We start from the raw sequence: 25,084 nt of genomic DNA on the forward strand, positions 1-25,084 counted from the left end.
CAGCTTGACGTTGATTCTTCAAGAAATAATCCTTCGCCTTCCGCAAAAAAATCGAACACGGCAGGCTTATTTGGTATGCATTATTTCAAAAACAACTAGTATTATTTATTTTCAAACTTCTTCCTCCCAAACTCTTTTTATATTACTAATAGTAACATTACTAAAAGTAACGTTCAAGTATTTATTAAAATTTTTTGTATTTTTGATTGACTCCCACGTTACGTGTGACTCTATACTGTAAGTAAGCTAGCAAAGCCAAAAAAGGAGCACACATCGATGTTTAAAATTGGAGAATTCTCAAAATTATCAAATACTACGGTCCGAACATTGGATCATTATGCCGCTTTAGGCCTATTAATGCCAGAAACAATCGATAGTCAAACGAACTATCGTTATTACTCAGCCAGTCAGTTATCTCGGCTGAACCAAATCAAGCTATTGCAGCAAACAGGCTTACCATTAAAAACGATTAAAGAAATCATTACTACAAATGATTTAGATTTTTTAGAACAGCACTACAATCTTCAAGAGAAGAAATTGCAGGAGGATATGGATGAGCTGTTGAAGAAGCAGCGGATGGTTTCCTTGCTTAAACAAAATGTGAAAGAAGGAAAAAATATGACTCAATATAATGTAGTAGTAAAAGAAATCCCTGAACGAAACGTTCTTAGTGTTCGTGGCATTTTAGCGGACTATACACTTGAAGGCAATCTGTGGCAGAAATTGCAGCAAGGTGTCACAGAGGTTGATGCCAAAATGGCTCAGCCGCCAGTAAATATGACGCTTTTCCATGATGTCGAGTATGTCGAGAAGGATGCAGACGTAGAAGTACAAACAACGGTCATTGGCGATTATTCAGATGCCCAAATTGCCGAGTTTAAAACAGCCCCTGCTTTTATCATGGCCTCAGTGACTTTTAGCGGCAGCTTTGATCAAATGCCAAAGGTGACCCAAACGATTGCTGAATGGTTAGAAGCCAACGACTATCAGATCGTTGGACCGATGATCAATATCGGTCATGTCTCACCAGGAGAAGACCCAAATCCAGAAAATTGGGTCACTGAATCTGGGTTTGTTGTAGCGAAAAAAACAAATTAAGTTGGCAGGCAGTCATTTATTCGTAAAAGATAAATGACTGCTTTTATGAAGGGAGCAACGGAAATGAAGTATGTGATAAGCGAGTTTAAACCTATGGGCGGTAAGCACTGTATTACGAATGCTTTGAAGCAGGTGTTCGAGTATTATCAGAAACCAATGACAGAAGCGATGCTTTTTGGAATGGGCTCAGCCTTGGCCTTTACTTATGTTAATTTGGCGCATTCTCCGATGGTTTCTGGTCGATCAAAGCCAAGCGAGTTTGAGGGAAAACTAGCAGAGCGTTTACAAATCAAGCTGAATTGCCGACAACCCCAAAATGCTGCAATAGGTTTTACGAAGGCGCAGAAGATGCTTCAGCAAAACCAACCAGTCATGATCTATGTAGATATGCCTTACCTGAAGTATTTAGGGATGCATTCGGCGAGTCACTTTGGCGGACATGCGGTGGTGCTATTTGGTTACGATGATGAGCGAGAGGTCTTTTACGTAAGCGACCGTGATCATTCAGATTTTCCGATTCGTACACCAAAGGGTGAGATTGCCAATGATTATCATTTAGTCAGCTATCAGGAAATGGAAAACGCACGTAGCAGCAGCTTCAGACCTTTTCCAGCAAATAATAAGTATTTGACCTTTGATTTTTCAACCTATAAAGCACCAAATGCTGAGACAATCAGCACTGCAATCAACGAAACTTGCGAAACGATGTTGAGACCTCCCGCCCAATTATTAGGTATTAATGGGATAGCTAAGTTTTCGCGAGAAATCATCAAATGGCAAGCCTTTGATCAGAAGAAGTTAAAGACAGCAGGAATCACCAACTATTTTCAGATCAGCAAAGATGGCGGAACCGGAGGAGGCATCTTTCGGAGAATCTATGGCGAGTTTTTACTGGAAGTTGAACCGATTTTATCTAAGGAAGAGCTTGGCGAAATCGGTCGGCAATTCATTGACATTGCTGAAGCTTGGGATCAGTTGGCTGAACTTTTTTGGCAACTGGGAAGTACAGGAAATCAAGAGTTGCTGCGTCCGATAAGTGAAGAAATTGCACGATTAGGAGAGTTTGAACAGGAAGTACTGGAAAGACTACAGATAGTAATTAATGCATAAATGAAAAGGCTAGATCAAACGAGTATGACGTTTGATCTAGCCTTTTATACCTTAATTCAAGTAAGCCAGCTGTTTGATAAGTGTGTTCATACGATATTCTTCGATCTTTCTGCCTAAACTGGCTAATTTTTTGGCTGACGGGATATCTTCCAGCACAAACAACTTTTCCTTTGGAATGATCGGAGTAGAAAAATTAGTAACATATAGATCAGATTTGAGTGAGCTAGCTGCTACCTCAGAGTATACTTTATCTGGTTGAACATCTAAAAAAATTTTCTCATGATAATTTTTCTCAAGATAATAGGCCAAAAGCTGTGCATGTTTGGGTCCCAAGTCGCTGCAAACTTCAGTAGAAACCGGTTGGCGCAGATTATCCAATTGTTTTGGCAGGTCATCCCAGTAAATAAACAGCTTGAATAAAATCAAATGAAAGTACATCGAGTACCAAGGAAAGCGGCTCTTTGCTTCTTGATCCTTTAAGGTCTTTTCTAGGACCTTCGTGAAGACGGCAAAATCTCTTTGTATCGTCAAACTATTATACATTTCACGATTGTAGGCGATATATTTTTCATACGGATAGGTCTTGTAAGAGGTGTACACAGATTTTAAAAAGAAAACACAGTTCTTACGGCTCAAATCGGAAAGTGTGATTCCTAGAGCCTCGACCATTAAAGAAAGCATTGAATGGCACAGACGCTCAATCCGCGCATCCTCCTCAAGATTATCCCAAGCAAAATCATACCAAAAAATGGTTTGGATCAAATCAGTTTGTCTTTCTTGAGTAAGAGGTAAAGAGAATTGTAGCATCAACTCATTGATTAAAGCGGTGTAATTCTCTAAATTTTCGGCAGATAAAAGGCTTCTTTTGGGCTTGTTGAGAAAGCCTTGTCCTTGACGTATCAAGCTAACGGCGATTAAGAAAGCGAACTCGGTTTTTTGAAGGAAGTTAAGCTTTAGATCAAAATTTTCATTTAAGCGAGCAACAGTTGCAAAAATCATCTTCTGGTCTAGCTCAAAAGGCCATTCATAAACATCATAAACTTCCAGAAAATACTCAGCCATGAAAACTCGAACATGCTGTTCATCATCCCCGACAAGGATTAGATTATTGCGATCAATTTGCAATCCGCGTTTTTCCAAGCCATCATTCAATTTGACGATTCGTCGATACAGACTGGAGGAGCTTAGAAACAGCTCTTTTTCAAGATCTGACCGTAATACCCCAGGATGATAGAAAAGTATCTCAAGGAGTTGGAAGGTTGGTGATTCCCTCAGAATATCGGAAAAAATCTCATGGACTGTATGGTTGTCTTTTTCTGTTAAGTGTAATTCTCCAGAGCTGTTTTTTTCTATTTGAACGATGTCGCCCCATTGATCCTCAATTTCTTGGCAATCACTTACAACAGTTTTAGGAACCGCTTTTACTTTATCAGCCAAATTTTTTACTGACACGTAATTGTTCGCAGTTCTCAGAAGCTCAATTATTTCGATTTGACGATTATTGGTAGAAGATAAGGCATGTCTCATGTTGAACCTTCTTTCAATCGATTGATACTACCAGTATAAAGGAAAAAATGTTCACTGAAAATGATTAGTCGATTTAAAAGAAGAAATATTTCGATTGGCTGGTGAACTATACTCCTAAAGCAGGAAGACTTCACAAATTTGTTGTGGCATACTATAAGTATAAAAAATAAAAAGGAAGTGACAAATGACTCTCTCTATTGATGGCTTCAAATTGAAAGTAGTTGCGATTTTGGCAATGCTGTTGAATCATATCGGCAGCGGCTTTAGACTTTATGAACAGTCGAGTGTGCTCTTTTTCTTCACTGAGTTTATTGGAAAACTGACCTTTCCGATTATGGCGTATCTATTAGTCGAAGGATTTTATTACACTCATGATCGAAGAAGGTATGCTGGAAGAATGGCCGTTTTCTGGTTGATATCAGTTTATCCTTTTCACCTGCTGTTTAGCGGGAATCGACCTTTTAGTCCAATCGAATTGGTCAATAACATCTTTTTCACCTTACTTATGGGCTTATTATTGATGATGGCTTATGAGAAAACAAAATCGCCATTTCTAAAATATCTATGGGTTCTTTTCTTTTCGTTGATTACGATTACATCTGACTGGTCCTTAATTGGTGTCCTATTGATCTTTGGTTTCTACAAATGGAAGGATAAAAAGATTGGAATATGGCTGCCGATTGTTTATACAACTGCCTTTTTAATACTGATGTTTGGCATGATTCATGTCGCAGATAAACAGGCTGTGCCGCTTTATCAGGTTTTCTCTGGACTCGGTATGCTGATGGTGATCCCTTTACTCTATGCTTATAATGGAGAAAGAGGCTATTCGCCTAAGTGGGTCAAGTGGGGATTTTATGGCTTTTATCCGATACATTTAGTTGCTCTGTCAGTTATTCGTATGTTGATTCAGTAAGTTGATGGGAGACTTTACTGGAGTATCTAATTCGAGAAATGCATCTATCTGAATATCCATTACTAAGAGAGTTTTTATACCAGGCGATTTATCAGCGTGATCAAGAAAAGCCTATCCCCAGATCGATCATTAATGATCCGAATATTGCTGTTTATATTCAAGATTTTGGCAAGTACAAGACAGATCTTTGTTTATGTGCTCAGCTTGATGATAAAGTTGTTGGTGCTGTTTGGGTTAGAAACATTGAGGGATTTGGTTCGATTGATGATCAGACGCCTGAATTTGCGATTTCGCTTTTGCCAGAATATCGTGGGCAGGGGATTGGTACTGAGCTGATGAAAGCAATGATTAGACGATTGAATAGAGAAGGCTATTCAAAAACTTCTCTGGCTGTTCAAAAGGATAATTATGCATTGAACATGTATCTAAAGGTTGGTTTTGAAATTGTTGCTGAAAATGGAGAAGAGTATATTATGGTTTGCCAATTGAAATAAAAAACCTTCACTCGTAAAAGTGTACACTTTACTGAGTGAAGGTTTTTTTAAGCTGTAATCATTCGATATTTGTCGACTAGAAAGAAGAACAGCCACGGGATAAAGCCGATAATACAGGTTGCTGTCAGCCATGCAATATTTAGAAATCCAGTGAGATCAAGATTTAAATTCAAAATTGTGTTGATCAAAAGCAGCATCAGGAAAAATGCCGTAGAAAAGATGGAGGAGACGAAGAAGAATGTCTTTCCTCTTTTCACTTTCATAGTGGGAAATTCCTTAGTAGAAGACGCTGTGTCTGTATCTCTTTGACTAGATTTACTTTCTTCGTGATTCTTTTTCAGCATAATTTCCTCCCAAAAGTTTTCTCCAGTTTAACGAAAAATGAGTTTGGTGTCGTCCAACTTAAGTATGAATATTCGATGATTTTTGATGGTAAAATTCAAAGGAATCATTCAAATGATAGTTAAGAGAAAGCTGATTTTTGTATTGTATCTCTAGAGGAACAAATAAAAGTACGGTCCAAGATTAAACATCTGTGGACTGTACTTTTTTACTCGAAAATAAATAATTCTGTGACTGGGGTATCAACAACCTTTGCAATGTCTAAAGCAAGTTTTAGTGAAGGGTTGTATTGCGCTTTTTCTAACCGCATAATGGTTTCACGGCGCACACCAACTAATTCTGCCAGCTGTTCTTGCGTTAAGCCCTTCAAGGTTCGATACTTTTTTAGGTGACACTCAAATTTTACATTCATCGTTTAAGCCTCGGTTTCAAATCGATATAAGAAATATTTGCTGAGAAACAATACAATTCCATAGATCAGTGACATTGAGCTTAACATAAAGATCGCACACCATTCAAGATTCCAAGAAAGCATCCCTCTAGCAATTGCCCAAATCGCTAAAAACAGTAGAAGAAAACCAATTTTATACGCCTTTAATTCAGCTTTCTTCTCATTTTCCTCATAGAGTTCATCCTTTAAGGTATCAGACAACTTACCTTCAAAAAAGAAACCAAAAAATCCGAAGAAAATAAAAGCGAAAAATGGGTAAATGATTCCAAACTCACTATAAGTCCAGAAACCAAAAAAGCCAAAAAAACCGGCGAAGCCAAGTAAACCTAACATTGGATGAATCTTTCGCGTCCGCTTCTTTTCCAATGCTTTATTCTGCCAGAGTGCACTGAAGATCGTACCTACTAAATAAAGGACATAGGCGATTGTGAGTATCAGTGCAATCCACATAGGCACGTCCTTCATTTGAAAGACATACTCTGAAATGACAGTTGGTTTAATTAACCGGCTGTCATTGTACAGAACAGAATGGATAGATGCTGCTCCTAAAACCAACGCACAAATAATACCAGCGAAAACTAACTTTCTAATTTTTTCTTTTTTCATTTTATACTCCTCCGATGTGATGAATTTGTCTCTTTATGAGATAAATATATCACATATAGGGTTGAAGTCAATAGAAAAAGAGATAAATAAGTCACTTTTTTGAGAAGACCATGCAAAATCCAATATGCGATCTCAAGACAATATGAAAAATTTGCTTCGCGCCTGTCTTTACTAACTTGCTCATAAGTATTTTCAAGTTGGTTGAAATGCGACAGGCTCTGTGTCAGCGGCTAAGCCGGTGAAAAAAGGAATGATTTTAAAATTTTAATCTTAGGTTAATACTACGTGTACATTCAAGAAAGCTTGCCTTGCTATAGTTATTTCAGAACATAAGGGTTGGGAGCGAGTATTATGTATTGGAAAATAGTCAAAAATGATATACGAGAAAGTAAGTTAATTACAGCAGCAACAACGATGTTTATCACGGTAGCAGCAGTTTTGGTAGCATTGGCGATGATCTTAAGTGTGAATCTGTCGGGTTCGATTGACACGTTGATGGAAAAGACACAGTCGCCACATTATATGCAAATGCATACTGGTAGTCTGGACAAGGCGCGTTTAGCAAAATTTGTAAAGGATAACGGTAATGTGTCTGCTTATGAGGCTTCGGAATTTTTAAATCTCAGTGGTTCGGACATTGAGATTGGCGGGCATAGCTTCGCAGATAGTGTGGAGGACAACGGACTTGCAGTGCAGAATAAAAATCTAGATTTCTTTGTGGATATGGAAAACCGACCGATTCAACCGAAGCCTGGTGAACTGTATATACCTGTCGCCTTTAAAAAGCAGGGTTTTGCTGAAATCGGAGACAAAGCGGAGATTGCAGGGAAAAAATTTATTGTCACGGGATTTCTGAGAGATGGCACGATGAATTCGCAAATGGCTGGGTCAAAACGTCTGCTGCTGCACCAAAAGGATTACGATGCTCTTTTTTCAAAAGGACGATTGGAATATATTATTGAGTTTCGCTTAAAGGACCCAAGTAAGCTTAATCAATTTGAAGCAGCTTATAAAAAGGCCGGATTAGAGGCCAATGGACCAAGTGGTACGCATCGGCTCTTTAAGCTAGGAAATGCCCTGTCAGATGGTGTCTTGATTGGGATTTTGTTATTAATTAGTGTGCTGGTGGTTTTGATGACGTTTATGTGTATTCGATTTACCCTATTGGCAAAAATTGAAGAAGACTATCGCGAAATCGGAGTGATGAAAGCAATTGGTTTACAGATTAAGGACATCAAAAAGATCTATCTGGCTAAATACGCAGCACTATCGGTCGCAGGCAGCCTGATTGGCTATCTAATCTCGTTACCATTAAGCTATTTATTATTGAAAAACATTAAGCTCTTTATGGGAGAAAGTACGAACGAAGGATTGAGCTGGTTATTGGCTTTAGTGGGTGTCGTAGTCGTAATGCTATTAATTATTGGCTATGTGTACAGATTGCTCAGTCGTTTTAAAAAGATTTCTGCGGTGGAGGCGATTCGCTTCAGTTCTTCAAGTGAAAAGGTTAATACGAAGACACATTTTAATCTCCGTAAATTCAAGCTCTTTTCTGTGGATACACGACTAGGGATTATCGATATTATGAATCGTAAAAAGATTTACCTAACGATGTTAATGGTCTTTATCTTATCGACCTTTATTATGATTGTTCCCGCGCTGGTGTACCACACCACTGTGTCTGATGACTTTATAGAGAATATTGGGTTTAGCCATCAGGTGGATATCGGAACCAGCCTATATCAGTCAACCAATAACGTTAAGTATGAAAAGAAAATTGAGAACTACTTGAAGAATGATTCAGATGTTGCCTCGTTTAGTAAGATTGTAACCAAGAATTTTGATGTGAAGGATGCCGGCACGACGGAAAATGTCTTATCAGTTGAATTAGGCAATCATCAAAAATTTCCGGTGGATTATTTGCAGGGCAGGGCACCGAATAAAATCAACGAGCTAGCCTTATCAACGATCAATGCAGAGGAATATAATAAGAAAATTGGGGATTCACTAGTCCTCATTCGTGATGGAAAAGAAGAGCGTTTCGTGGTTTGTGGCATTTATGCCAATGTTTTTAATGGCGGAAAAACCGCTAAAGCAACCTTTAAAGATGACAAGGCAACGAGTATTTGGACGGACATCTATATTAAATTGAAAAATCCAGATAAATTGGAGCAAAAAATGCGTCAATATAAGCAAGATCTGCCCTTTGCCAAGATGAACAACGCACGAGAATACCGGGATCAGACATTTGGTTCAACGATTCATTCGATCATGCTGATTTCTCTAGGCTCATTGCTTGTGGCGTTGTTGATTACAGGTTTGATCACCGCCTTATTTATGAAATTGTTACTAGTGAAGGATAAAAAAGAGATTGCCACGCTGAAGGCATTAGGATTCACAAATAAAAAAATCAATCATCAATATCTATCTCGCAGCTTGACGATCCTGATCATAGGGTTAGTTTCGGGCACGTTGCTAGCGATGACTGTAGGTAAAGGCATGTCTGGGATACTCGCTCTAGCATTAGGCGGCGTTAATGTTCAGTTAAAAGGCAGCCTCCTGATTTACTTAGGCTGCCCGCTCTTAATGTTGTTGGTCACGGTTTTTGCGACCAAAGCAGTCACAGCCCAAGCCGGCAAGATTGAAATTGCAGAAAATCTAAAGGATTAGAAAAGGACGGTAAATAGAATGAATACATTAATTGAAGGAAATGATATCATCAAAAGCTTCGGAACAGGGACAGAGCAGATCACTGTTTTAAATCAAGTGAATATTCACATCAATCAGGGACAATTCGTTTCGATCATGGGTCCTTCTGGGTCGGGGAAATCCACATTACTTTATGCCATCAGTGGGATGGATGCCATTGATTCTGGTACCGTTAGCTTTAATCATCAGCAATTGAATCATCTGTCAGAAAAGCAGTTGGCTGATATTCGACGTGAACAGATGGGCTTTGTTTTTCAACAACCCACATTGCTTAAAAATCTTTCATTGATCGATAATATCATTCTACCAAGTCTTGGAGATAAAAAGCAGATGGATAAGCTGACAAAGCGAGCAAAAAGACTGATGAAAAAGGTTGGTATCCAGAATTTAGAAGAGCGTAAAATTACACAAGTATCTGGTGGTCAGCTTCAAAGAGCCGGGATTTGCCGTGCGTTAATGAGTCAGCCAAGTGTTATTTTTGGAGATGAACCCACAGGTGCTTTAAACTCTAAAGCCGCTCAGGAAATCATGGATATCTTTTTAAAAATTAATCAAGAAGGTACAACGATCGTGATTGTCACCCATGACGCAAAAGTAGCCGCGCAGAGTGAACAGGTCTACTTCATGGAGGATGGACAAATTACAGATAAGCTATCCTTAGGCAGCTATAGAGGAGAGGCTCTTGAGGCACGAATTGAAAAAATCAACGAGAAAGTTTTAGCGGTCGAAAGCATATAACTAAGCGTTTATCCAATCGTCAACTATGGTAAAATTATTGATAACGAATAATTTTCGAAGGGCGGTGACAGCTGATGACCTATAATATCCTGCATGTAGATGATGAAAAGGAAATCATCAAACTGCTAAAAATGTATTTAAAAAGTGAAGAGGTTAACCATTTCGAAGCTGCCAATGGGCGTGAAGCGTTAGCGATTTTAGCTGTCCAAAAGATTGATCTGCTAATCGTTGATATCATGATGCCGGAGATCGACGGCTTTGAACTGATTCGCACCGTCAGAAAAACCAGTAATCTTCCAATCTTAGTTATTTCTGCTCGAGTAGCCGCGTCAGATCGGATTTTTGGACTGGAGATTGGCGCGGATGATTACTTGACGAAGCCCTTTGATCCCAATGAAGCAATTGCACGAGTCAAAGCGCTGCTGAGAAGATACCATTCACTTGGTGTTTCCAGTGAGGCTGAAAGAACTCATTTAAGTGTCGGCTCACTCGAATTAGACACGCAGGCTTGTATCGCCAATGTAGCAGGAAGGGTAATCGAGCTGACTGCTGTCGAGTTCCGAGTGTTGAAGCTGTTAATGGAGCAGCCCGGCCGCGTATTTACCAAGGAACAGATTTACGAACATGGCTGGCAAGATCCGCTGGCAGGTGATAACAATGTCCGAGTGATGATGAGTAAGCTGCGAGAAAAAATCGGCGCGGATCGAATTAAGACGATTCGAGGATTAGGCTATCGTTTGGAGGTTCAGCATGAAACAGCTTAGAAATGCGATTATGCGCTCGTTCGTTTTGTATTTCCTGGGTCTCTCGATTACTGGTGGACTAATTGAGGAATTTTTCAATCAACTGGAAGAGCTGCTTCTAGGAGATCGTTATCAGATTTCTTTACTGATTGTCAGCGGCCTTTTTCAAATTTTTGCTGTGATCGGATTTTCCTTTTTGTTTTATCGCAGCTTAAACAAAAAGATCGGCAAAGAAAGTCAGAAACTGGCTAAAGAACAGAGTACCCTGTTTGCGAATATCGCCCATGATCTAAAAACACCCTTGACCAGTATCACAGGTTTTTCCAAAGCATTGACTGAAGAAGTGGTGGAGCCAGAGGAAATCAAGGAAGTTTCAGGGATTATTTATCGAAAGTCAGTGACCGCCAATGAATTATTGGATTTAATGTTTCAATACACAAAATTGCATTCAGCAGAATTTTCTTTGAACAAGCAGGAATGCGCGGTAAATTATCTATTGAAAGAAGCGGTAGCGGATAATTATGATTTGATTGAGACTCAAGGAATCGAACTTGACTTAAATCTTCCCGATGAACCGATTATTCGAGCGATCGATCAAACGGAGTTTCGGCGCGTTTTTAATAATCTTCTGATCAACGCCTGCAAGCACAATCCGCCCCGTACCAAGCTGTCTATATCGTTAATTAACAAAGAAAACAAAACGGAGATCATTTTTGCTGATAATGGCACACGTATTCCACAAAAGGATCGGGATCAGCTTTTTCAACCGTTCGTGAGTGAAAATGAAACTGAACGGAACTTTCAGGGAAGCGGCTTAGGTTTAGCGATCGTTAAAACAATTATTAATAAACATGGCTTTACTATTGAGCTTTTAGATGACGAAGTCTATACAAAGAAATTTGTGATTACTATTTAAAAAACAGCAGAGGCACTTCACGCTTCTGCTGTTTCAGTCTGGTAACAAATTTATTAATAATATACAGCGGTTCTTCTTTTCATTTTACTCTGCAATGATTGTAAAAAAATCAACTAAATACCTGTATTTAAATTAGTTAAGCAGTTGGAAGGATTTATTGCCTATTGAGAAAGGAAAGGTTTATGGAAATTGAAATCTTAAAGTCAAAAGATTTGAAGTCATACAAAGAGCTGATTGATGAATGTTTTGGTACAAGCAATGAGTTAGAAAAATATCAAAAGTACAATGAAAATCAAGCTTACAAAATTTTTGTTGTCAAAGAAGGGACTACAATTATTGGCAGTGCTACTCAATATGCGATTGATTTATTCACCTTTGATTTTCAACCCTGTCTGATGCTATTTAACGTCGCTGTAAGAATGGATTATCGCGAAAAGCAGATTGCGAAATACCTTTTATCACATATTATTGAAAAGGCCAGAAATGAAGGTTACCATTCAATTTCATTAACCTGTTTAGATACTGCTTATCCTGCACATAAGCTCTATGAAAGTGTCGGATTTACGAAGGAAAACAGTCTTAAATATGCAAGGATTTTATAGAACTTTTATTTTCTAATAAATGAGTAGTTGGTAACTAAATAATCAGCCTTTAGCTATACGAAACGATCAGATGGATTTGTATTTTTCTTCATCATTTGAGTAGAGTTTATAAGTGAATTATAGTTTGCCTATAGCTTGAACATTCATTTGGAGTGCTCTTTTTCAGAGGACGGAATTAAAAAAAATAAAAATATTGAAGGTGTCCAAGGAATACTTAATGCTATACTTAAGTGAATAAGCTAAGGGAGGGGTTTGATGGTTGAGTACGTGAATGTTACAACGGAAAATCTGGCAAACGAACATTTGTGCTGTGCGATTTCTGGTAAGAAGCATCAAGAGGGTGTAGACACTAAACGAGCTTGGATCGGTGAGCGTTTGTCCGAGGGGCATGTCTTCCGCAAGCTAGATGCGAATGGAAAAGTTTTTATCGAATATGCGCCGCTAGAAACAGCGTGGGTGCCGGTAATCGGCGAGAATTATTTGCATATTTATTGTTTATGGGTTTCTGGCAGCTACAAGGGACAAGGGCATGGGAAAAATTTATTGAACTATTGTATCGAGGATGCAAGACACCAAAATAAATCTGGCATTTGTGTTATCAGTTCTAAAAAGAAGTCGCCATTTTTATCGGATAAGAAGTTTATGGAAAAAAACGGCTTCAAGGTTGTTGATGAAATCGAAGGCGGCTATCAACTGTTGGCGTTATCCTTTGATGGAACTGCGCCGGCTTTTTCTGATACCGCAAGAAAGCAAACGATTGATAATCAAGAGTTAACGATTTATTATGGCCGCCAATGCCCCTTTATTCCCCATGGGTTAAAGGAAGTCGAAGCCTATTGTGAAGAGGAAAATCTGCCATTAACCTTGATTCCAGTGGATAGCGTAGAAAAGGCTAAAAAGCTTCCCGGTGTTTTTAACAACTGGGCGGTCTATTATCAAGGAAAGTTTTTGACAGTACACATGCTGAACAAGAATGTTCTGAAAAAACTATTAGCGAGTCAGTGAGGGAATGATTTGGTAAAATATATTGCTTTGCTACGAGGAATCAATGTGAGTGGCAGAAACAAAATCGCGATGCCGCAGCTACGAGACGCTTTTGAGAAAAATGGCTTCACTGAGGTTACGACCTATATCAATAGCGGCAATGTTCTTTTTTCTAGTGCTATTCAAGAGAAACAGGAACTGATCGAAATTTGCGAAGCATTGATACTAGAGCACTTTGATTTAGACATTTCGGTGGCTATTGTTGCAGTTGATGAGTTGGCTGAAACCTTAACACATGCACCTGAATGGTGGGATCATGCAGAAGAAACGGTTCATTATGCCATTTTTATGATCCCTCCTATGACGATAACGGAGGTCTTAGCAGCAGTTGGAGAAATAAAACCTGAATACGAAAAAATCGCTCATTATGGTGAAGTAATTTTCTGGTCAGCACCGCGCAAGACCTTTAATAAAGCTCGCTGGTCAAAGATTGCCAGCACGGCTGTTAATCACCATGTGACCATCCGTAACGCCAATACTGTCAAAAAGCTTTTAACTATGAGCAAATAAAAAATCAAGCAGTTTAGCCGCTGCTTGATTTTTTTGACATGTATAGAAAGTGTAAAATTTTCACATGAATGAATTGCTTTACAACGGGAATATCCATGTCCGACTTCACAAACTAGCTTTTCTACGCAAGCTACGCATACAGTTACTGCTAAACTCCATTAAGCAGAACTAGCATATCGGCAATAAGCAAAAATATTTCTAAATTTGAGGAGCAATTTAAAAATATTTTGGTCTTATTGCTCAAAAGCTGAGCGAGTTCATGAAGCCTTTCCTATTTTATACCAAAGGTAAAATATCCTGCTGAATAAATGCAATGCGGTCATAGACATTCTCTTTGAAAAGAGCGGTGATCGCAATAACCAGCTGCTGCTCATGGTCAATATAGATAACATTACCACCATCTCCCATAGCTGCGATGATTGGCTTAGTAGGATCGATGATCCACCACAGATATCCGTAATCTAGCTGTTCTTGCTCCCAGTGACTGTGCTTTTGCTGCATTTTTTCTAACCAATCTTTAGGAACCAGCTGTTGATTTCCCCAGTTTCCTTGATTTAAGATCAGTTGGCCAATTGTAGTCATATCACGGGTTGAAAGCGTGAGGCCCCATCCACCAGAATTTAGACCAGTTGTGTCTTCCACCCAGCCATTTTCAGTAGTGGATTGATTGAATTTGGTTTGCTCTTTCGCACTGTTTAAGCGAATTGCTTTTTCAACATTGATACCCAAAGGTTTAAAGAGTTCTTTACGTGCAAATTCTAAGACACTCTGTTTTGTTGAACGGGCTAGAATCGCTGATAATAGATCCGGACCAATCAAAGGAGTGTAGTTGAATTGCCCGATCGGCTGTTTTCCGCCCAGCTGCTTTAAAGTAAATTTAGTCCAATCTTTACTAGTGAAATACTTGATATAAGCTAGTGGTCCATTCTTGTATTTATAGGGTGTCGTCATCGTCAGTAAGTTTTCCAAGGTAATCTGTTTAAGGTTGGCATCCTTCGGTTGAAATTCCGGGAAGTAGTCTAAAATTGGACGGTCTAGTTCACCGATTGTCTCTTGCGCTTGAGCAATACCAAACAATAGTGAAAGAATACTTTTTGAGATGGAATAGACATGAATCTTGCTTGCAGCATCACAGTCATTAAAATAGTGCTCATACAGTAGTTGGTTATTTTTTTGCACAATAATCCCTGTAATGTTCTCATAGTCCTTTTCGATCTTTTGTTGAATTGTCTTGAATTTTTCTTCGTTCATTGTTTTCCTCCATTTCCGAAGGCGCCTTCTATAGTTAGAGTAATATCATTAAAAATCATAATCAAGTGTTATTTTAAAATTTCTTCAAATAGTTGATTATTACGACTTAAGACGGATTCATTCTACAGAGGAGCATGCTATTCTAATGTAGTAATTATAATGACTAAATTCAGATGAGGAGAAATGATGATGGTGAAAAAAGTGGTTTTATCAATTTTAGCTTTGTTGGTAGCAGGATTAGTTGGCGGATTTTTAATCGTCTTATTTAACAGTCCGGGAGAGCTGGTAGATTTGAAAAATGAAAAAGGCGAAACGATTGAAGGCAGTATCAGTGAAAAGAAATTTGTCAAAATCGGCGGAATCAAGCAAGGGATGTTTATTCGAGGAGAAGATCAGACAAAACCTGTGTTGCTTTTCCTGCATGGTGGGCCTGGGACACCCGAGTTTGCTATGTCGGAAGCTTGGGAAACGCAAAAGCGATTGGAAAAGGAGTTTGTGGTTTGTTACTGGGATCAACGGGGAACAGGAATGTCTAATACGAAAGAACTGGACAGTAAAACAATCACCAAAGATCGGCTGATGAAAGATACGGTTGAAGTGACGAATTATTTGCGTGGACGTTTTAAGCAAGAAAAAATTTACTTAATGGGACATTCTTGGGGTGCTTACTTAGGAATAAAGACCGTACAAAAGAATCCAGAACTCTATTCAGCCTATATAGGAATCGGTCAGCCTGTCCAGCAAAAGAAAGGACAGAAACTTGCTTATGATTACCTGCGGAGCCATGCCAAGAAAATTGATGATAAAAAAGCATTGAAAAAATTGGAAACATTTGATCCAGAAGCTCCTGCGTATAATTTGCTTTTAGAAGAATATGGCGTAGGGATTCGTCATGAGGGTCCATCGTTAATGACGATGATCAAGCATCTGATATTTTTCAAGGGCTATACTTTGACTGAAAAGATTAACGCTATCAAAGGCATGCCCTTATCAAATGAAAAACTGGATAACGAGGACTATTCAACTGATAATTTATTAGAGTCGGTGCCCGAATTGGACGTTCCGGTGTATGGGTTACATGGAAAGTATGACTACCAAGTCTCCTATCAATTAGCAAAAGAATACTTCAGTAAGGTTAAAGCACCAGATAAAGAATTCATTACCTTTGAAAAATCCGCTCATAGTCCGAATTATGAAGAAACGGAAGCCTTCTACAATGCAGTTAAGACTATCAAAACTCGGATAGAACAGCAACCGTAGAACTTCCTGTGGTATGATGATTTACGAGGAGAGTGATCAGATGGAAAATGATGATCGTCTGTTTTTAATTTCTCAAACCTATGCGACCTTGTTTTCGGTGACGAATAAGCTTCAGGCTGCAGGTGACGAATCTATGAGAGAATTGACTACCAGACAACTGATGGCATTGATTGCGATTGCCCACATTCCTAAAGAAGAGGTAACCCTGAACGCGATTGCCTCTAAGCTTGGCGCAACAAAGCAAAGTACGGCTCAAATAATTAATAATTTGAAAAATAAAGAGTATTTAACGTCAGAAAAAAGTAAAAGTGATGCACGTGCCGTTAATATCATAATTACCAAAAAAGGCAAAAAAATTTTTGAAGAAGCCAATAAACAGGGCTGGATGTTCCTACAAAATACATTCAAAGCCTTTTCCGAAGAAGAACTAACACAGCTTTGGACCTTGCTTAAGAAGCTTTACCAATTTGATGGCGAAGTCCAAGATGGCTTTGAAGCAGACGGAAGGAAATTATAAAAGATTAGACACAATCGTTGAATAGCGATTGTGTCTTTCTCTTTTTTTGCTTCAAAAAGGATAAAAGGAAATCAAGAAGGGTTTGCTATAGTGGTGAAAAGAAAGAGAGGGATTAGTTATGGACTATCGAATCGTAGAATTAGACAGTTTTAAGTTAGCAGGTTTTAAAAAAGCCTCCACCAATGAAAAGCAGCAGGGAATGAAGGATTGTCCAGCTCTTTGGAATGAAGTTATGTCTTCTGGAAAGCATGAGCTACTATTGCCGTTGATCAACCATGAACCTTATGGTTTAATTGGTGCCAGTTTTTATAACGTGGACACTACGGATGCTAAAAAGTTCGACTATTATATTGCAGTCGCAACCACCAGTGAAATACCTGAAGAGTTAACAGAAGTAGAAGTACCGGCAAATAGTTGGGCCGTTTTTCCGTGTACCAGAAAAACCTCTGGAAAAACACAGTTTGCGATCGTAACCCAATGGGCAGCACAGACAAGTGACTATGAATTGTTGAATACAGGCTATGCAACCGGTGAGATGGTTTCCGGTGGACCGGATTTGGAAGTTTACGGCCAAGGCGATGAGGTTGAAATCTGGGTACCTGTCCGAAGAAAATAGCCAAGATAAACAAGTAAGGGTTCGTAACTTTTCCTCGATATGCTATTCTTATTAAAGAGAATTACAGGAGGAGTTTCATGTCAAAAGACCTTGAACGTTTTTCGGCTACGTTAGCGTATATTGAAAATCATTTGTTTGAAGATATCATACTTAAGGATTTAGCGAAAAAAGCCTTGCTTTCAGAATATACTTTCCATCGTTTTTTTACCTATTTAACAGGTTTTTCTTTTTCAACTTACTTGCGCAATCGGCGTCTTTCCGAAGCGGTGGATTTATTACGTCAGGAAATTCCAATTGATGAAGTGTCTGAATTATGCGGTTATGCCAATCGTTCTGCTTTTAATCGTGCCTTTTCTAAATTTCACGGGCTCGCACCAAGCCGGGCAAAATTGATTGACGCGGCGATTAATTTCTTTCCGCAGATTCGTTTGGATATCCAGATTAACGGTGGCAAAACACTAAATTATCATATTGAACATTTGCCGAGTTTTACGGTGGTTGGGAAAATGAAGGAGCTTCTTTTAGAAGATGAGTTGTTCAAAAATACCGGAAAACAATGGGAGCAATTTTTTAGAGATCGGCATTTGCGGACATTTGCTGAAAGTGATGCGACCCGTAAGAATTTTTTTGGCTTAAAGCGAGAGCCTTATTTTGCCATTGCCAACCCCGCTCCAGCAAAGTCGGGATACTTAAATTATTTTACTGGTTTTGTTTTAAATCAGGATATTTCAACCGAATATCCAACGCTGGAAATTCCTGATCAGACGTATGCTGTTTTTGTAAGCGAACCCTATGATTATCGTAAGACAGAAAATGTCTCAAATGCTTATTATCAGTTACAGCAGCAAATCTTCAATACATGGTTGCCGCAGACCCAGTATCAAAAAATCGATGGTCCGGAATTAGAAACCTATGTGTCTTTGGAGAGTCAAGCTTGCTTAGAGATTTGGCTACCAATCAAAAAGTAAATAACTACTTAGCAAGGATGAGTCATGAATCCTTGCTTTTTGTTTATCCTTTAGTAAGGAGATAACTAAAATCATAAGCAAAAAGTAAAGCTTACAGTCATACACCACCTCGCATTGGCATGCTAATCTTTTATTAAAGTATTGGAGGTTAGTTTAGTGAATATATGTATGAATAAAGGAATAGGTTGGTTTTTAGCGAGTCAGAATATTTCTCTCTTTGGTTCGCAACTGGTTAGTTACGCCATCATTTGGTATATAACTTTAGAGACTTCATCAGGCGTATGGCTGACAATGGTTACTGTATGTTCGATGATGCCTCAGGCTTTGATTTCTTTATGGGGCGGTGTATTGGCAGATCGATATAGCAAGAAAACGCTGATCATACTTTCTGACACATTCATTGCTATAGCAACATTCATTTTAGTCATTGCTTTTATTTCAGCGTTTAAAAACCTTTATTTGATTTTAGTTGTTTCGCTGCTGCGCTCGATTGGTGCTGGCGTTCAGACTCCTGCGGTGACTTCATTTTTTCCTGAAATAGTACCTGAGAATCAATTAGCACGAGTCCAGGGAATCAATCAAGCGTTAGGTTCCGCGATGATGTTGTTGGCTCCTGCGCTAGGCGGACTAGTATTAAATCAGTTTGGCCTTGTTTGGACATTTATTATTGATATTTTATCGGCTGCAGCAGCCGTTCTGATTATGCTTCGATTAAAAATAGAGAAAAAGATCTCTGAAGATCAACGATCAGATATTTTGACAGATTTAAAGAAGGGACTAACCTATACCTTTCATCATCGTCAATTGAGACAAATCATGTTGGTTTATGCACTTTCATTTGTGCTGTTTACACCAGCTGCTACGTTAGCCCCATTACTAATTGAACGCAGTTTTGGAAATGAGCTTTGGCGATTAAGTTTCAACCAAATCATTTGGGGACTTGGTTCAATCATTGGCGGTCTATCTCTCTCGTTTTTTGGAGATGTCAAACAAAAAGCAAAAGTAATTTCCTGCCTGCTGATATCCTTTGGACTATTATTAGTTTTAGAAGGATCGGCTTCCAACTTTTGGGTATATCAAATTTTAGTAGGGCTCACGGGGATTTTGCTACCGATTATCGTGACCTTACAAACTGTTAGAATTCAACAAACTGCAAATCCAAAGCTTTTGGGCAGGGTTTTCTCAATAGTTCAAGTAATTACAGCCAGCGCGATGCCGATTGCGATTTTTTTCTTTGGTCCTTTGGCAGATATTATGCGTGTTCAACAGATATTACTCATTACAGGAGCTGTTTTGGTTATAATAGGGATAAGTTATTTAAAAAAGATCGTTACTATGCAAAGTTAAACGATTAACGGGAGGGGTAAAATGACTAAAGGAAACATTTATAGAGTAATCGATTTAGCACGAATGTTTGCTGTTCATCCTAATACCATCCGTTTATATGAAAAATTGTCGTATATCAGCAAAGCCCAGCGAAGTAAAAATGGTTATCGAGAATTTACTGAACTTCACGTGTTGCAGCTGCAAATATGCCGTAAAATCTTTGGCTATCCATTTACAAAAAGAGCTATTAGAAAAACAGGTGATGCTCTATTGCATGCGATTGCTGAACAAGACTGGCAAATGAGTCAAAGACGTTATGAAGAGTATATTGCTGCTATCAGAAACGAAATCGAGCTTGCTGAGAAGGCTGGTAAAATATTACTCGATTGGAGCAGTATGCAAAACAATTTAGAGAACGAAAATAAAGAGAAAAGATACAACAGAAAAGAAGTCGCTGAAATTTTTGGGGTGACTGTTGAAGCGGTGCGAAATTGGGAAAGAAACGGGCTCGTCCATGCAAACCATTGCGAATCAACGAAGACTACTTACTATTCGGAAAAAATGCTAGTTAGGTTTCATGTTATCTACATGCTGCGTCAAGCAGGCTATAGTATCTCAGCCATTCATCGAAGTATGAGTGATTTCGATCATAGAAAAGAAACAAATGTAGTGGTTTCTTTGCATCAACCTGAACAAGACGAGTTATTCTCAGTCGGAGATCGATGGCTCTATGAGTTGAGAAAACTAGAAAATGAAGGAATACAAATTTCTAATATTATTAATCAGCTTATTACTTGGTCAAAAGAAAATTCGCAAACTTCAACAAAAAAATGACAAATGAGATCAAGTTTGCAAATAACATTTTTATTACAATGGAAGAAAAAGGAGGAAAGAGAATGAAAACAGCAACTTGTTTATGTGGGAATGTATCAATTGAGGTAATAGATGTACATTCAGAAGTAGGTGCCTGTCACTGTTCTATGTGTCGAAAATGGGGATCAGGGCCGCTTTTGACGGTTGAAGCAGGAACGGCAAAGAATATCCGCATTCATTCCGAAGACTTGATCAGCAGATATAAATCGTCAGAGTGGGCTGAAAGAGGATTTTGTTCAAATTGTGGTTCAAATCTTTTCTATCATTTGCTACCAACGGATGCCTACAGTATTCCCATTGATTTGTTCGATGATTTGCCAGATGCTACTTTAACGACAGAAGTGTATTACGATCAAAAGCCAGAATATTATGATTTTGCTAATGAAACGAAGAAACTGACTGAAGCAGAAATCATGCAAATGGTTCAGGAAAAATATTTTCACGATACGAATGAATAAAAACTTGTTTGACCTATCCTCTGCTTCTATGGAGGATAGGTTTTCATTTGGTACTCAAGCGGTAATCAAACGCCATAACTCAAAAAGCAAGTTAAATTAGACAAGCTCCTTTAGTAATACTCACTAGGAAATCTTAAGAAACTTTGACGATAGAACGTTTTCATGCTATCGTAAAATTATAAGAAGGAAAGTGAGGGATCACGAATGATTGATTCATCAGTGAAGTAGAGAAGCTGCATTAAGACTGTACCTCTGGAGACTAAGGGAGCAGTGTGCAGATTTTCGAAAAATTGGTGGATAATCAGCGAGGTTCCTTTTTGTGCATAAAAGGCTTATTTTCTGAAGGCCCGAATGTCTAAAAATAGCTCGTCGACCCAGTTTTTCGGAAATAACTGGGTCTTTTTTGGCTTCATTTGAAGTCATTGCGAGGTGTTTATAATGACAAACATAAAAATCGACCGGTTGACATTTGGGTATGATCAATTAGGAACATTGCTGTTCGACGATGCAAAATTAACTATTTCAGCTGATTGGAAGTTGGGTCTTGTTGGTCGGAATGGGCGAGGGAAAACCACATTGCTAAATTTGTTAAGAGGAAAAATTCCCTATCAAGGGCAGATTACTCATCAGCTGGAAATGAATTATTTTCCTAAAAAAATAAACGATCCAAATCAATTAACTTATTATGCACTATCAGAAAATGAAGAGTTAGAGATTTGGAAAATTGAGCGGGAACTCACGTTGCTACAATGCGACTTAAATGTGCTTTGGCGACCGTACTCAACATTGTCAGGAGGGGAGCAGACCAAAGTTCTTTTGGCACTGTTATTTCTAGATGATTATTCCTTTCCATTAATCGATGAACCAACGAATCATTTGGATATGAAGGGCCGCCAACAAGTTGCAGCTTACCTTCAAAAGAAAAAGCAAGGATATATTTTGGTCAGCCATGATCGAACCTTTTTAAATCAAACCGTGGACCATATTTTAGCGATTGAGAAGAGTCAATTGATTCTTTATCAAGGAAACTTTACAACCTATGAAGAGCAAAAGGCTCAACGTGATGCCTATGAACAGGCGCAAAATAGTAAATTGAAGAAGGAAATCACCAGATTGCAAAAAACAGCGAAGGAAAAGGCAGAATGGTCGTTTTCTAGGGAGAAAGATAAAACCAATAAACCAAAGGGCTTTATCGATACCGAATATCGCCGCGTCAGTCCCGGAGCAATTGGGGCGGATGCTGCCCGAATGATGAAGCGCTCAAAAGCAATCGTTCAACGGGTAGAGGGACAGATTACTGAAAAGGAAAAGCTGCTAAAAAATATCGAAACGGTAGATGCATTAAAAATGTCCTATGAACCAACTTATCATCGTCGAATTTTGCACGTAGAGGAGCTATCGTTAAGTTATTCTGGAAAAAACTTATTCAAAGGAAAGAGTTTTGAGTTATTACTTAACGAATGTTTAGCAATTACGGGAAAAAATGGCAGTGGAAAAACGTCATTGATCGACGCGTTGCTAGGAGAATTTAGCGGAGAGATTAAAGGGACGATTCATCGAGCAAACGGATTGAAAATCAGTCGAGTCCGTCAGAATTATGAAAGCAATCAAGGAACGCTGGAGGATTTTGCAGAAAAAGAGGGGTTAAATTATTCTCAGTTCTTAAGCAACCTGAGAAAACTTGGAATGGAACGGCACGTTTTTGCTAATTGTATTCAAAACATGAGCATGGGACAGCGGAAGAAGGTCGAATTGGCAAAATCTTTGTCGCAACCGGCACATTTATATATTTGGGATGAACCGCTGAACTATCTCGACGTTTTCAACCAAAAGCAAATTTTAGAACTACTGCAGCAAGTTAAACCAACAATGATCCTGATCGAGCATGATGAATATTTCGTCAAAGCGGTTAGCGATAAGAGAATCAGTCTCTAAGAAATAACCAGCTGAAGAATTCCTTTCAGCTGGTTAATTTTATAAAGATTTACTCAAACGTCGATAAGCAACAATCCCAAAGACATATTGAATGATCAATAGAATACTCATGCCAATACACGCATACCTGGAAAATGGGTAAAAATATTCAAGCATACTTAGAATGGAAAAGATAAAAGTTAAAATCAATTGTAAAAGCATCATAGCTATATAGGCCAAACGTCCGCTTTTATCCCGCAACATGACCTTACGTTCATCCTTTAATTGAATCGCTTCATTTTGTAGGCGCGCATCATATTCAGCTTTATGTTCGGGTTTCGTCCAATAATAATACTTTCCGAGCAAACGAATACCTGTAGCGATTCCAGCTCCAGTGATTCCCCAAAGCAAAGCTTCAAGTGGGTATGCGGTCGTTAACGCAATGACTAAGCTGATGATACCGACAAAGAAGTAAACAAATCCGGTATAAAGCATTGATTTTTTCATTGTTCTTCCTCCTCATAAATGAAAATATCCTCTATGCTGACATTAAAATAGCGAGCAATCTTAAATGCTAAAAGGATCGAGGGATTGTATCTGCCATTTTCCAATGATCCAATCGTTTGTCTAGAAACTTCCAGTGAAATAGCGAGTTCCTCTTGCTTGATTCCGCGTTCTTTGCGCATTTCTTCTAAGCGGTTCTTCATTTCTTCACCTCATTTAAGGAAAGCTTCCTTTCCATACTATAAGTATAAACCCTTTTCGCTTTTATGTAAAGCTTCCTTTCCATTCGTTTTATGAAAAGAAAAAACCGACTGAGGAAATACTTCAGTCGGTTTAGCGTTTAATAAAATCGTGAGAGATACAGAGCTTTTCGTGCTTATTATGATAAAACGCCTCGAAGGCTTTCTTACCGCATTCCGCCAAATGATGATCAAGAGTAGAAAAGCCCATTACTTCACTAATCAGCAGATTCTCTCGACCAATAATGAAAGGCCGATCTGTTTTATACTGCTGTAAAATGGTTGCGGCAATTTCATCGCCAAATGTGAGGATGCCATCGACTTTTCGATCTTTGAAAAATTCAGCAGCTTGAATACCGTCTTCTGAAACGATGCAATCCCAAAAAATATTTGCTTCATCAAAATCAGGATAAATTTCTTTTGCGCTGTGAATGGAAAACTCTGAGTTATGGCTAATATTTTTACTTCTTCCCAAAGTCATTCCAGGACGTTCAATGCCTTTTTCCTTCATATATGAAAAAGCTTCTTTGGTGGATTGTTTCAGATTGATGTATACGCAACTGGCATCAGCATTCGGAATTTCTTCACAAAAAATAATGGGTCCGTATTTAAAATAGTCAAAAAATTCTTTGATTGAGTTCGCCTTAGTTGTGACAATTAATCCATCAAAGGCCCGTTTTGCAAATTCAGCTAAATAACGTTTCTCCAATTCCTGATCGTAGTTGGTCGGAAGCAAACTGATTTGATAACCATGGTCAAAAGCCGCTTGCATGATACCGCTGAGCATCTGATCGTAATATTCATGGTTCACAAAAGGTAGGATCACACCGATATTTTTTGTTTTACCAAAGCTCAGATTTTGAGCGGAACGATTTGGCACATAATTCAGCTCCGCCATTACCTCCAGTACTTTTGCTCGTTTTTCATCGTCAACGTAAGGATGATTATTGATGACACGAGAAATCGTGGAGACAGAGTAGCCAGTAATTTTCGCGATATCGCGGATATTTGCCATAGTAACACCTCTTTAGTTTAAGCAGCTAAATTTTCTTTTAAATATTCGATGACAGCAGGACCGAATTGATAGAATGTGTAGCGACGATCCTGATAAAAGAAACTAACGATTGGACAACCTAACATTTCGTTGATAAGTAAATGTTTGATTTCACTTTTTTGAAGATTCTCAATGATTGGACGTTTGAAACCACGATTCCGTACAAGTCTCAATTGGTCTTCGGAAAAATGCAGGGAAACGATAAAATGTTCTTGTGTTTCAGCTTGTTGGACCTTCACATACGTATTCATAAAAATTCCTCCTTATTTTCTTTACAAAGGAAGTATAATTTATGAAA

Annotated in this window: 28 protein-coding genes; 19 read left to right on the forward strand and 9 right to left on the reverse strand. The window is 38.6% G+C overall.

Annotated features, from left to right (window positions below; genetic code table 11):
• Positions 1-276 precede the first annotated feature (276 nt).
• Positions 277-1,098: a MerR family transcriptional regulator gene (locus KQI58_RS12600; protein WP_216409442.1), complete on the forward strand. Its 822-nt coding sequence runs from the start codon at positions 277-279 to the stop codon at positions 1,096-1,098.
• Positions 1,099-1,161: 63 nt separating this feature from the next.
• On the forward strand, positions 1,162-2,208 hold the full coding sequence (locus tag KQI58_RS12605; RefSeq protein ID WP_216409443.1) for a BtrH N-terminal domain-containing protein: 1,047 nt from the start codon (positions 1,162-1,164) through the stop codon (positions 2,206-2,208).
• Positions 2,209-2,259: 51 nt separating this feature from the next.
• Here KQI58_RS12605 and KQI58_RS12610 read toward each other — a convergent pair whose 3' ends face one another.
• Positions 2,260-3,735 (reverse strand): helix-turn-helix domain-containing protein, encoded by a 1,476-nt coding sequence (locus tag KQI58_RS12610; protein WP_216409444.1) that lies wholly within the window; start codon positions 3,733-3,735, stop codon positions 2,260-2,262.
• A gap of 184 nt (positions 3,736-3,919) precedes the next feature.
• Here KQI58_RS12610 and KQI58_RS12615 point away from each other — a divergent pair, with 184 nt between their 5' ends.
• Positions 3,920-4,651, forward strand: a complete 732-nt coding sequence (locus tag KQI58_RS12615; protein WP_216409445.1) for a TraX family protein — start codon at positions 3,920-3,922, stop codon at positions 4,649-4,651.
• A 38-nt stretch (positions 4,652-4,689) separates the two neighbouring features.
• Complete coding sequence (locus KQI58_RS12620) at positions 4,690-5,145, forward strand: GNAT family N-acetyltransferase (RefSeq protein ID WP_437177526.1); 456 nt, start codon at positions 4,690-4,692, stop codon at positions 5,143-5,145.
• A gap of 47 nt (positions 5,146-5,192) precedes the next feature.
• Here KQI58_RS12620 and KQI58_RS12625 read toward each other — a convergent pair whose 3' ends face one another.
• The 3 genes from KQI58_RS12625 to KQI58_RS12635 form a co-directional block, all read right to left on the reverse strand.
• Positions 5,193-5,489, reverse strand: coding sequence for a hypothetical protein (locus tag KQI58_RS12625; RefSeq protein WP_216409446.1), 297 nt, complete (start codon positions 5,487-5,489; stop codon positions 5,193-5,195).
• Between the two features lie 206 nt (positions 5,490-5,695).
• Positions 5,696-5,899, reverse strand: a complete 204-nt coding sequence (locus KQI58_RS12630) for a helix-turn-helix transcriptional regulator (protein ID WP_216409447.1) — start codon at positions 5,897-5,899, stop codon at positions 5,696-5,698.
• Positions 5,900-5,902: 3 nt separating this feature from the next.
• Complete coding sequence (locus tag KQI58_RS12635) at positions 5,903-6,544, reverse strand: DUF3796 domain-containing protein (protein ID WP_216409448.1); 642 nt, start codon at positions 6,542-6,544, stop codon at positions 5,903-5,905.
• 351 nt (positions 6,545-6,895) lie between these two features.
• Between KQI58_RS12635 and KQI58_RS12640 the strand changes: the two genes are divergently transcribed.
• The 7 genes from KQI58_RS12640 to KQI58_RS12670 all read left to right on the forward strand — a co-directional run bounded on the left by KQI58_RS12640 (position 6,896) and on the right by KQI58_RS12670 (position 13,806).
• On the forward strand, positions 6,896-9,214 hold the full coding sequence (locus KQI58_RS12640) for an ABC transporter permease (protein ID WP_216409449.1): 2,319 nt from the start codon (positions 6,896-6,898) through the stop codon (positions 9,212-9,214).
• A gap of 18 nt (positions 9,215-9,232) precedes the next feature.
• The gene (locus KQI58_RS12645; RefSeq protein WP_216409450.1) at positions 9,233-9,991 is read left to right on the forward strand and encodes an ABC transporter ATP-binding protein; all 759 of its coding nucleotides are present in this window, start codon (positions 9,233-9,235) and stop codon (positions 9,989-9,991) included.
• 74 nt (positions 9,992-10,065) lie between these two features.
• Positions 10,066-10,755 (forward strand): response regulator transcription factor, encoded by a 690-nt coding sequence (locus KQI58_RS12650; RefSeq protein WP_216409451.1) that lies wholly within the window; start codon positions 10,066-10,068, stop codon positions 10,753-10,755.
• Positions 10,742-11,650 carry a sensor histidine kinase gene (locus KQI58_RS12655; protein ID WP_216409452.1) on the forward strand — a complete coding sequence of 303 codons (909 nt, stop codon included), beginning with the start codon at positions 10,742-10,744 and terminating at the stop codon, positions 11,648-11,650. The genes KQI58_RS12650 and KQI58_RS12655 overlap by 14 nt, the downstream gene beginning before the upstream one ends.
• Before the next feature lie 182 nt (positions 11,651-11,832).
• The gene (locus KQI58_RS12660) at positions 11,833-12,252 is read left to right on the forward strand and encodes a GNAT family N-acetyltransferase (RefSeq protein ID WP_216409453.1); all 420 of its coding nucleotides are present in this window, start codon (positions 11,833-11,835) and stop codon (positions 12,250-12,252) included.
• Between the two features lie 255 nt (positions 12,253-12,507).
• A complete protein-coding gene (locus tag KQI58_RS12665; protein ID WP_216409454.1) occupies positions 12,508-13,257 on the forward strand; it encodes a GNAT family N-acetyltransferase in 750 nt (249 codons plus the stop codon).
• 9 nt (positions 13,258-13,266) lie between these two features.
• Positions 13,267-13,806: a DUF1697 domain-containing protein gene (locus tag KQI58_RS12670; RefSeq protein ID WP_216409455.1), complete on the forward strand. Its 540-nt coding sequence runs from the start codon at positions 13,267-13,269 to the stop codon at positions 13,804-13,806.
• A gap of 276 nt (positions 13,807-14,082) precedes the next feature.
• Here KQI58_RS12670 and KQI58_RS12675 read toward each other — a convergent pair whose 3' ends face one another.
• The gene (locus tag KQI58_RS12675; RefSeq protein ID WP_216409456.1) at positions 14,083-15,057 is read right to left on the reverse strand and encodes a serine hydrolase domain-containing protein; all 975 of its coding nucleotides are present in this window, start codon (positions 15,055-15,057) and stop codon (positions 14,083-14,085) included.
• A gap of 189 nt (positions 15,058-15,246) precedes the next feature.
• Between KQI58_RS12675 and KQI58_RS12680 the strand changes: the two genes are divergently transcribed.
• The 8 genes from KQI58_RS12680 (at position 15,247) to abc-f (ending at position 23,010) form a co-directional block, all read left to right on the forward strand.
• Complete coding sequence (locus KQI58_RS12680) at positions 15,247-16,317, forward strand: alpha/beta fold hydrolase (RefSeq protein ID WP_253295941.1); 1,071 nt, start codon at positions 15,247-15,249, stop codon at positions 16,315-16,317.
• Positions 16,318-16,357: 40 nt separating this feature from the next.
• On the forward strand, positions 16,358-16,834 hold the full coding sequence (locus tag KQI58_RS12685; protein WP_216409458.1) for a MarR family winged helix-turn-helix transcriptional regulator: 477 nt from the start codon (positions 16,358-16,360) through the stop codon (positions 16,832-16,834).
• Between the two features lie 118 nt (positions 16,835-16,952).
• A complete protein-coding gene (locus tag KQI58_RS12690) occupies positions 16,953-17,450 on the forward strand; it encodes a GyrI-like domain-containing protein (protein WP_216409459.1) in 498 nt (165 codons plus the stop codon).
• A 77-nt stretch (positions 17,451-17,527) separates the two neighbouring features.
• A complete protein-coding gene (locus KQI58_RS12695; RefSeq protein ID WP_216409460.1) occupies positions 17,528-18,418 on the forward strand; it encodes an AraC family transcriptional regulator in 891 nt (296 codons plus the stop codon).
• Positions 18,419-18,574: 156 nt separating this feature from the next.
• Positions 18,575-19,765 (forward strand): MFS transporter, encoded by a 1,191-nt coding sequence (locus tag KQI58_RS12700; protein ID WP_216409461.1) that lies wholly within the window; start codon positions 18,575-18,577, stop codon positions 19,763-19,765.
• 21 nt (positions 19,766-19,786) lie between these two features.
• Positions 19,787-20,578 (forward strand): MerR family transcriptional regulator, encoded by a 792-nt coding sequence (locus KQI58_RS12705; RefSeq protein ID WP_216409462.1) that lies wholly within the window; start codon positions 19,787-19,789, stop codon positions 20,576-20,578.
• 62 nt (positions 20,579-20,640) lie between these two features.
• A complete protein-coding gene (locus KQI58_RS12710) occupies positions 20,641-21,075 on the forward strand; it encodes a GFA family protein (RefSeq protein ID WP_216409463.1) in 435 nt (144 codons plus the stop codon).
• Between the two features lie 438 nt (positions 21,076-21,513).
• Complete coding sequence (gene abc-f / locus KQI58_RS12715) at positions 21,514-23,010, forward strand: ribosomal protection-like ABC-F family protein (protein WP_216409464.1); 1,497 nt, start codon at positions 21,514-21,516, stop codon at positions 23,008-23,010.
• A gap of 39 nt (positions 23,011-23,049) precedes the next feature.
• Here abc-f and KQI58_RS12720 read toward each other — a convergent pair whose 3' ends face one another.
• The 4 genes from KQI58_RS12720 to KQI58_RS12735 form a co-directional block, all read right to left on the reverse strand.
• Positions 23,050-23,496 (reverse strand): hypothetical protein, encoded by a 447-nt coding sequence (locus KQI58_RS12720; protein WP_216409465.1) that lies wholly within the window; start codon positions 23,494-23,496, stop codon positions 23,050-23,052.
• Entirely contained in the window at positions 23,493-23,696 is a 204-nt protein-coding gene (locus KQI58_RS12725; protein ID WP_102871086.1) for a helix-turn-helix transcriptional regulator, read from the reverse strand. The genes KQI58_RS12720 and KQI58_RS12725 overlap by 4 nt, the downstream gene beginning before the upstream one ends.
• A gap of 130 nt (positions 23,697-23,826) precedes the next feature.
• Positions 23,827-24,747: a LacI family DNA-binding transcriptional regulator gene (locus KQI58_RS12730; RefSeq protein WP_216409466.1), complete on the reverse strand. Its 921-nt coding sequence runs from the start codon at positions 24,745-24,747 to the stop codon at positions 23,827-23,829.
• Between the two features lie 17 nt (positions 24,748-24,764).
• Positions 24,765-25,037 carry a hypothetical protein gene (locus KQI58_RS12735; protein ID WP_216409467.1) on the reverse strand — a complete coding sequence of 91 codons (273 nt, stop codon included), beginning with the start codon at positions 25,035-25,037 and terminating at the stop codon, positions 24,765-24,767.
• Positions 25,038-25,084: the final 47 nt, after the last annotated feature.

The sequence above is a fragment of the Enterococcus raffinosus genome (assembly GCF_018917525.1).
Lineage (GTDB): Bacteria > Bacillota > Bacilli > Lactobacillales > Enterococcaceae > Enterococcus_A > Enterococcus_A raffinosus_A.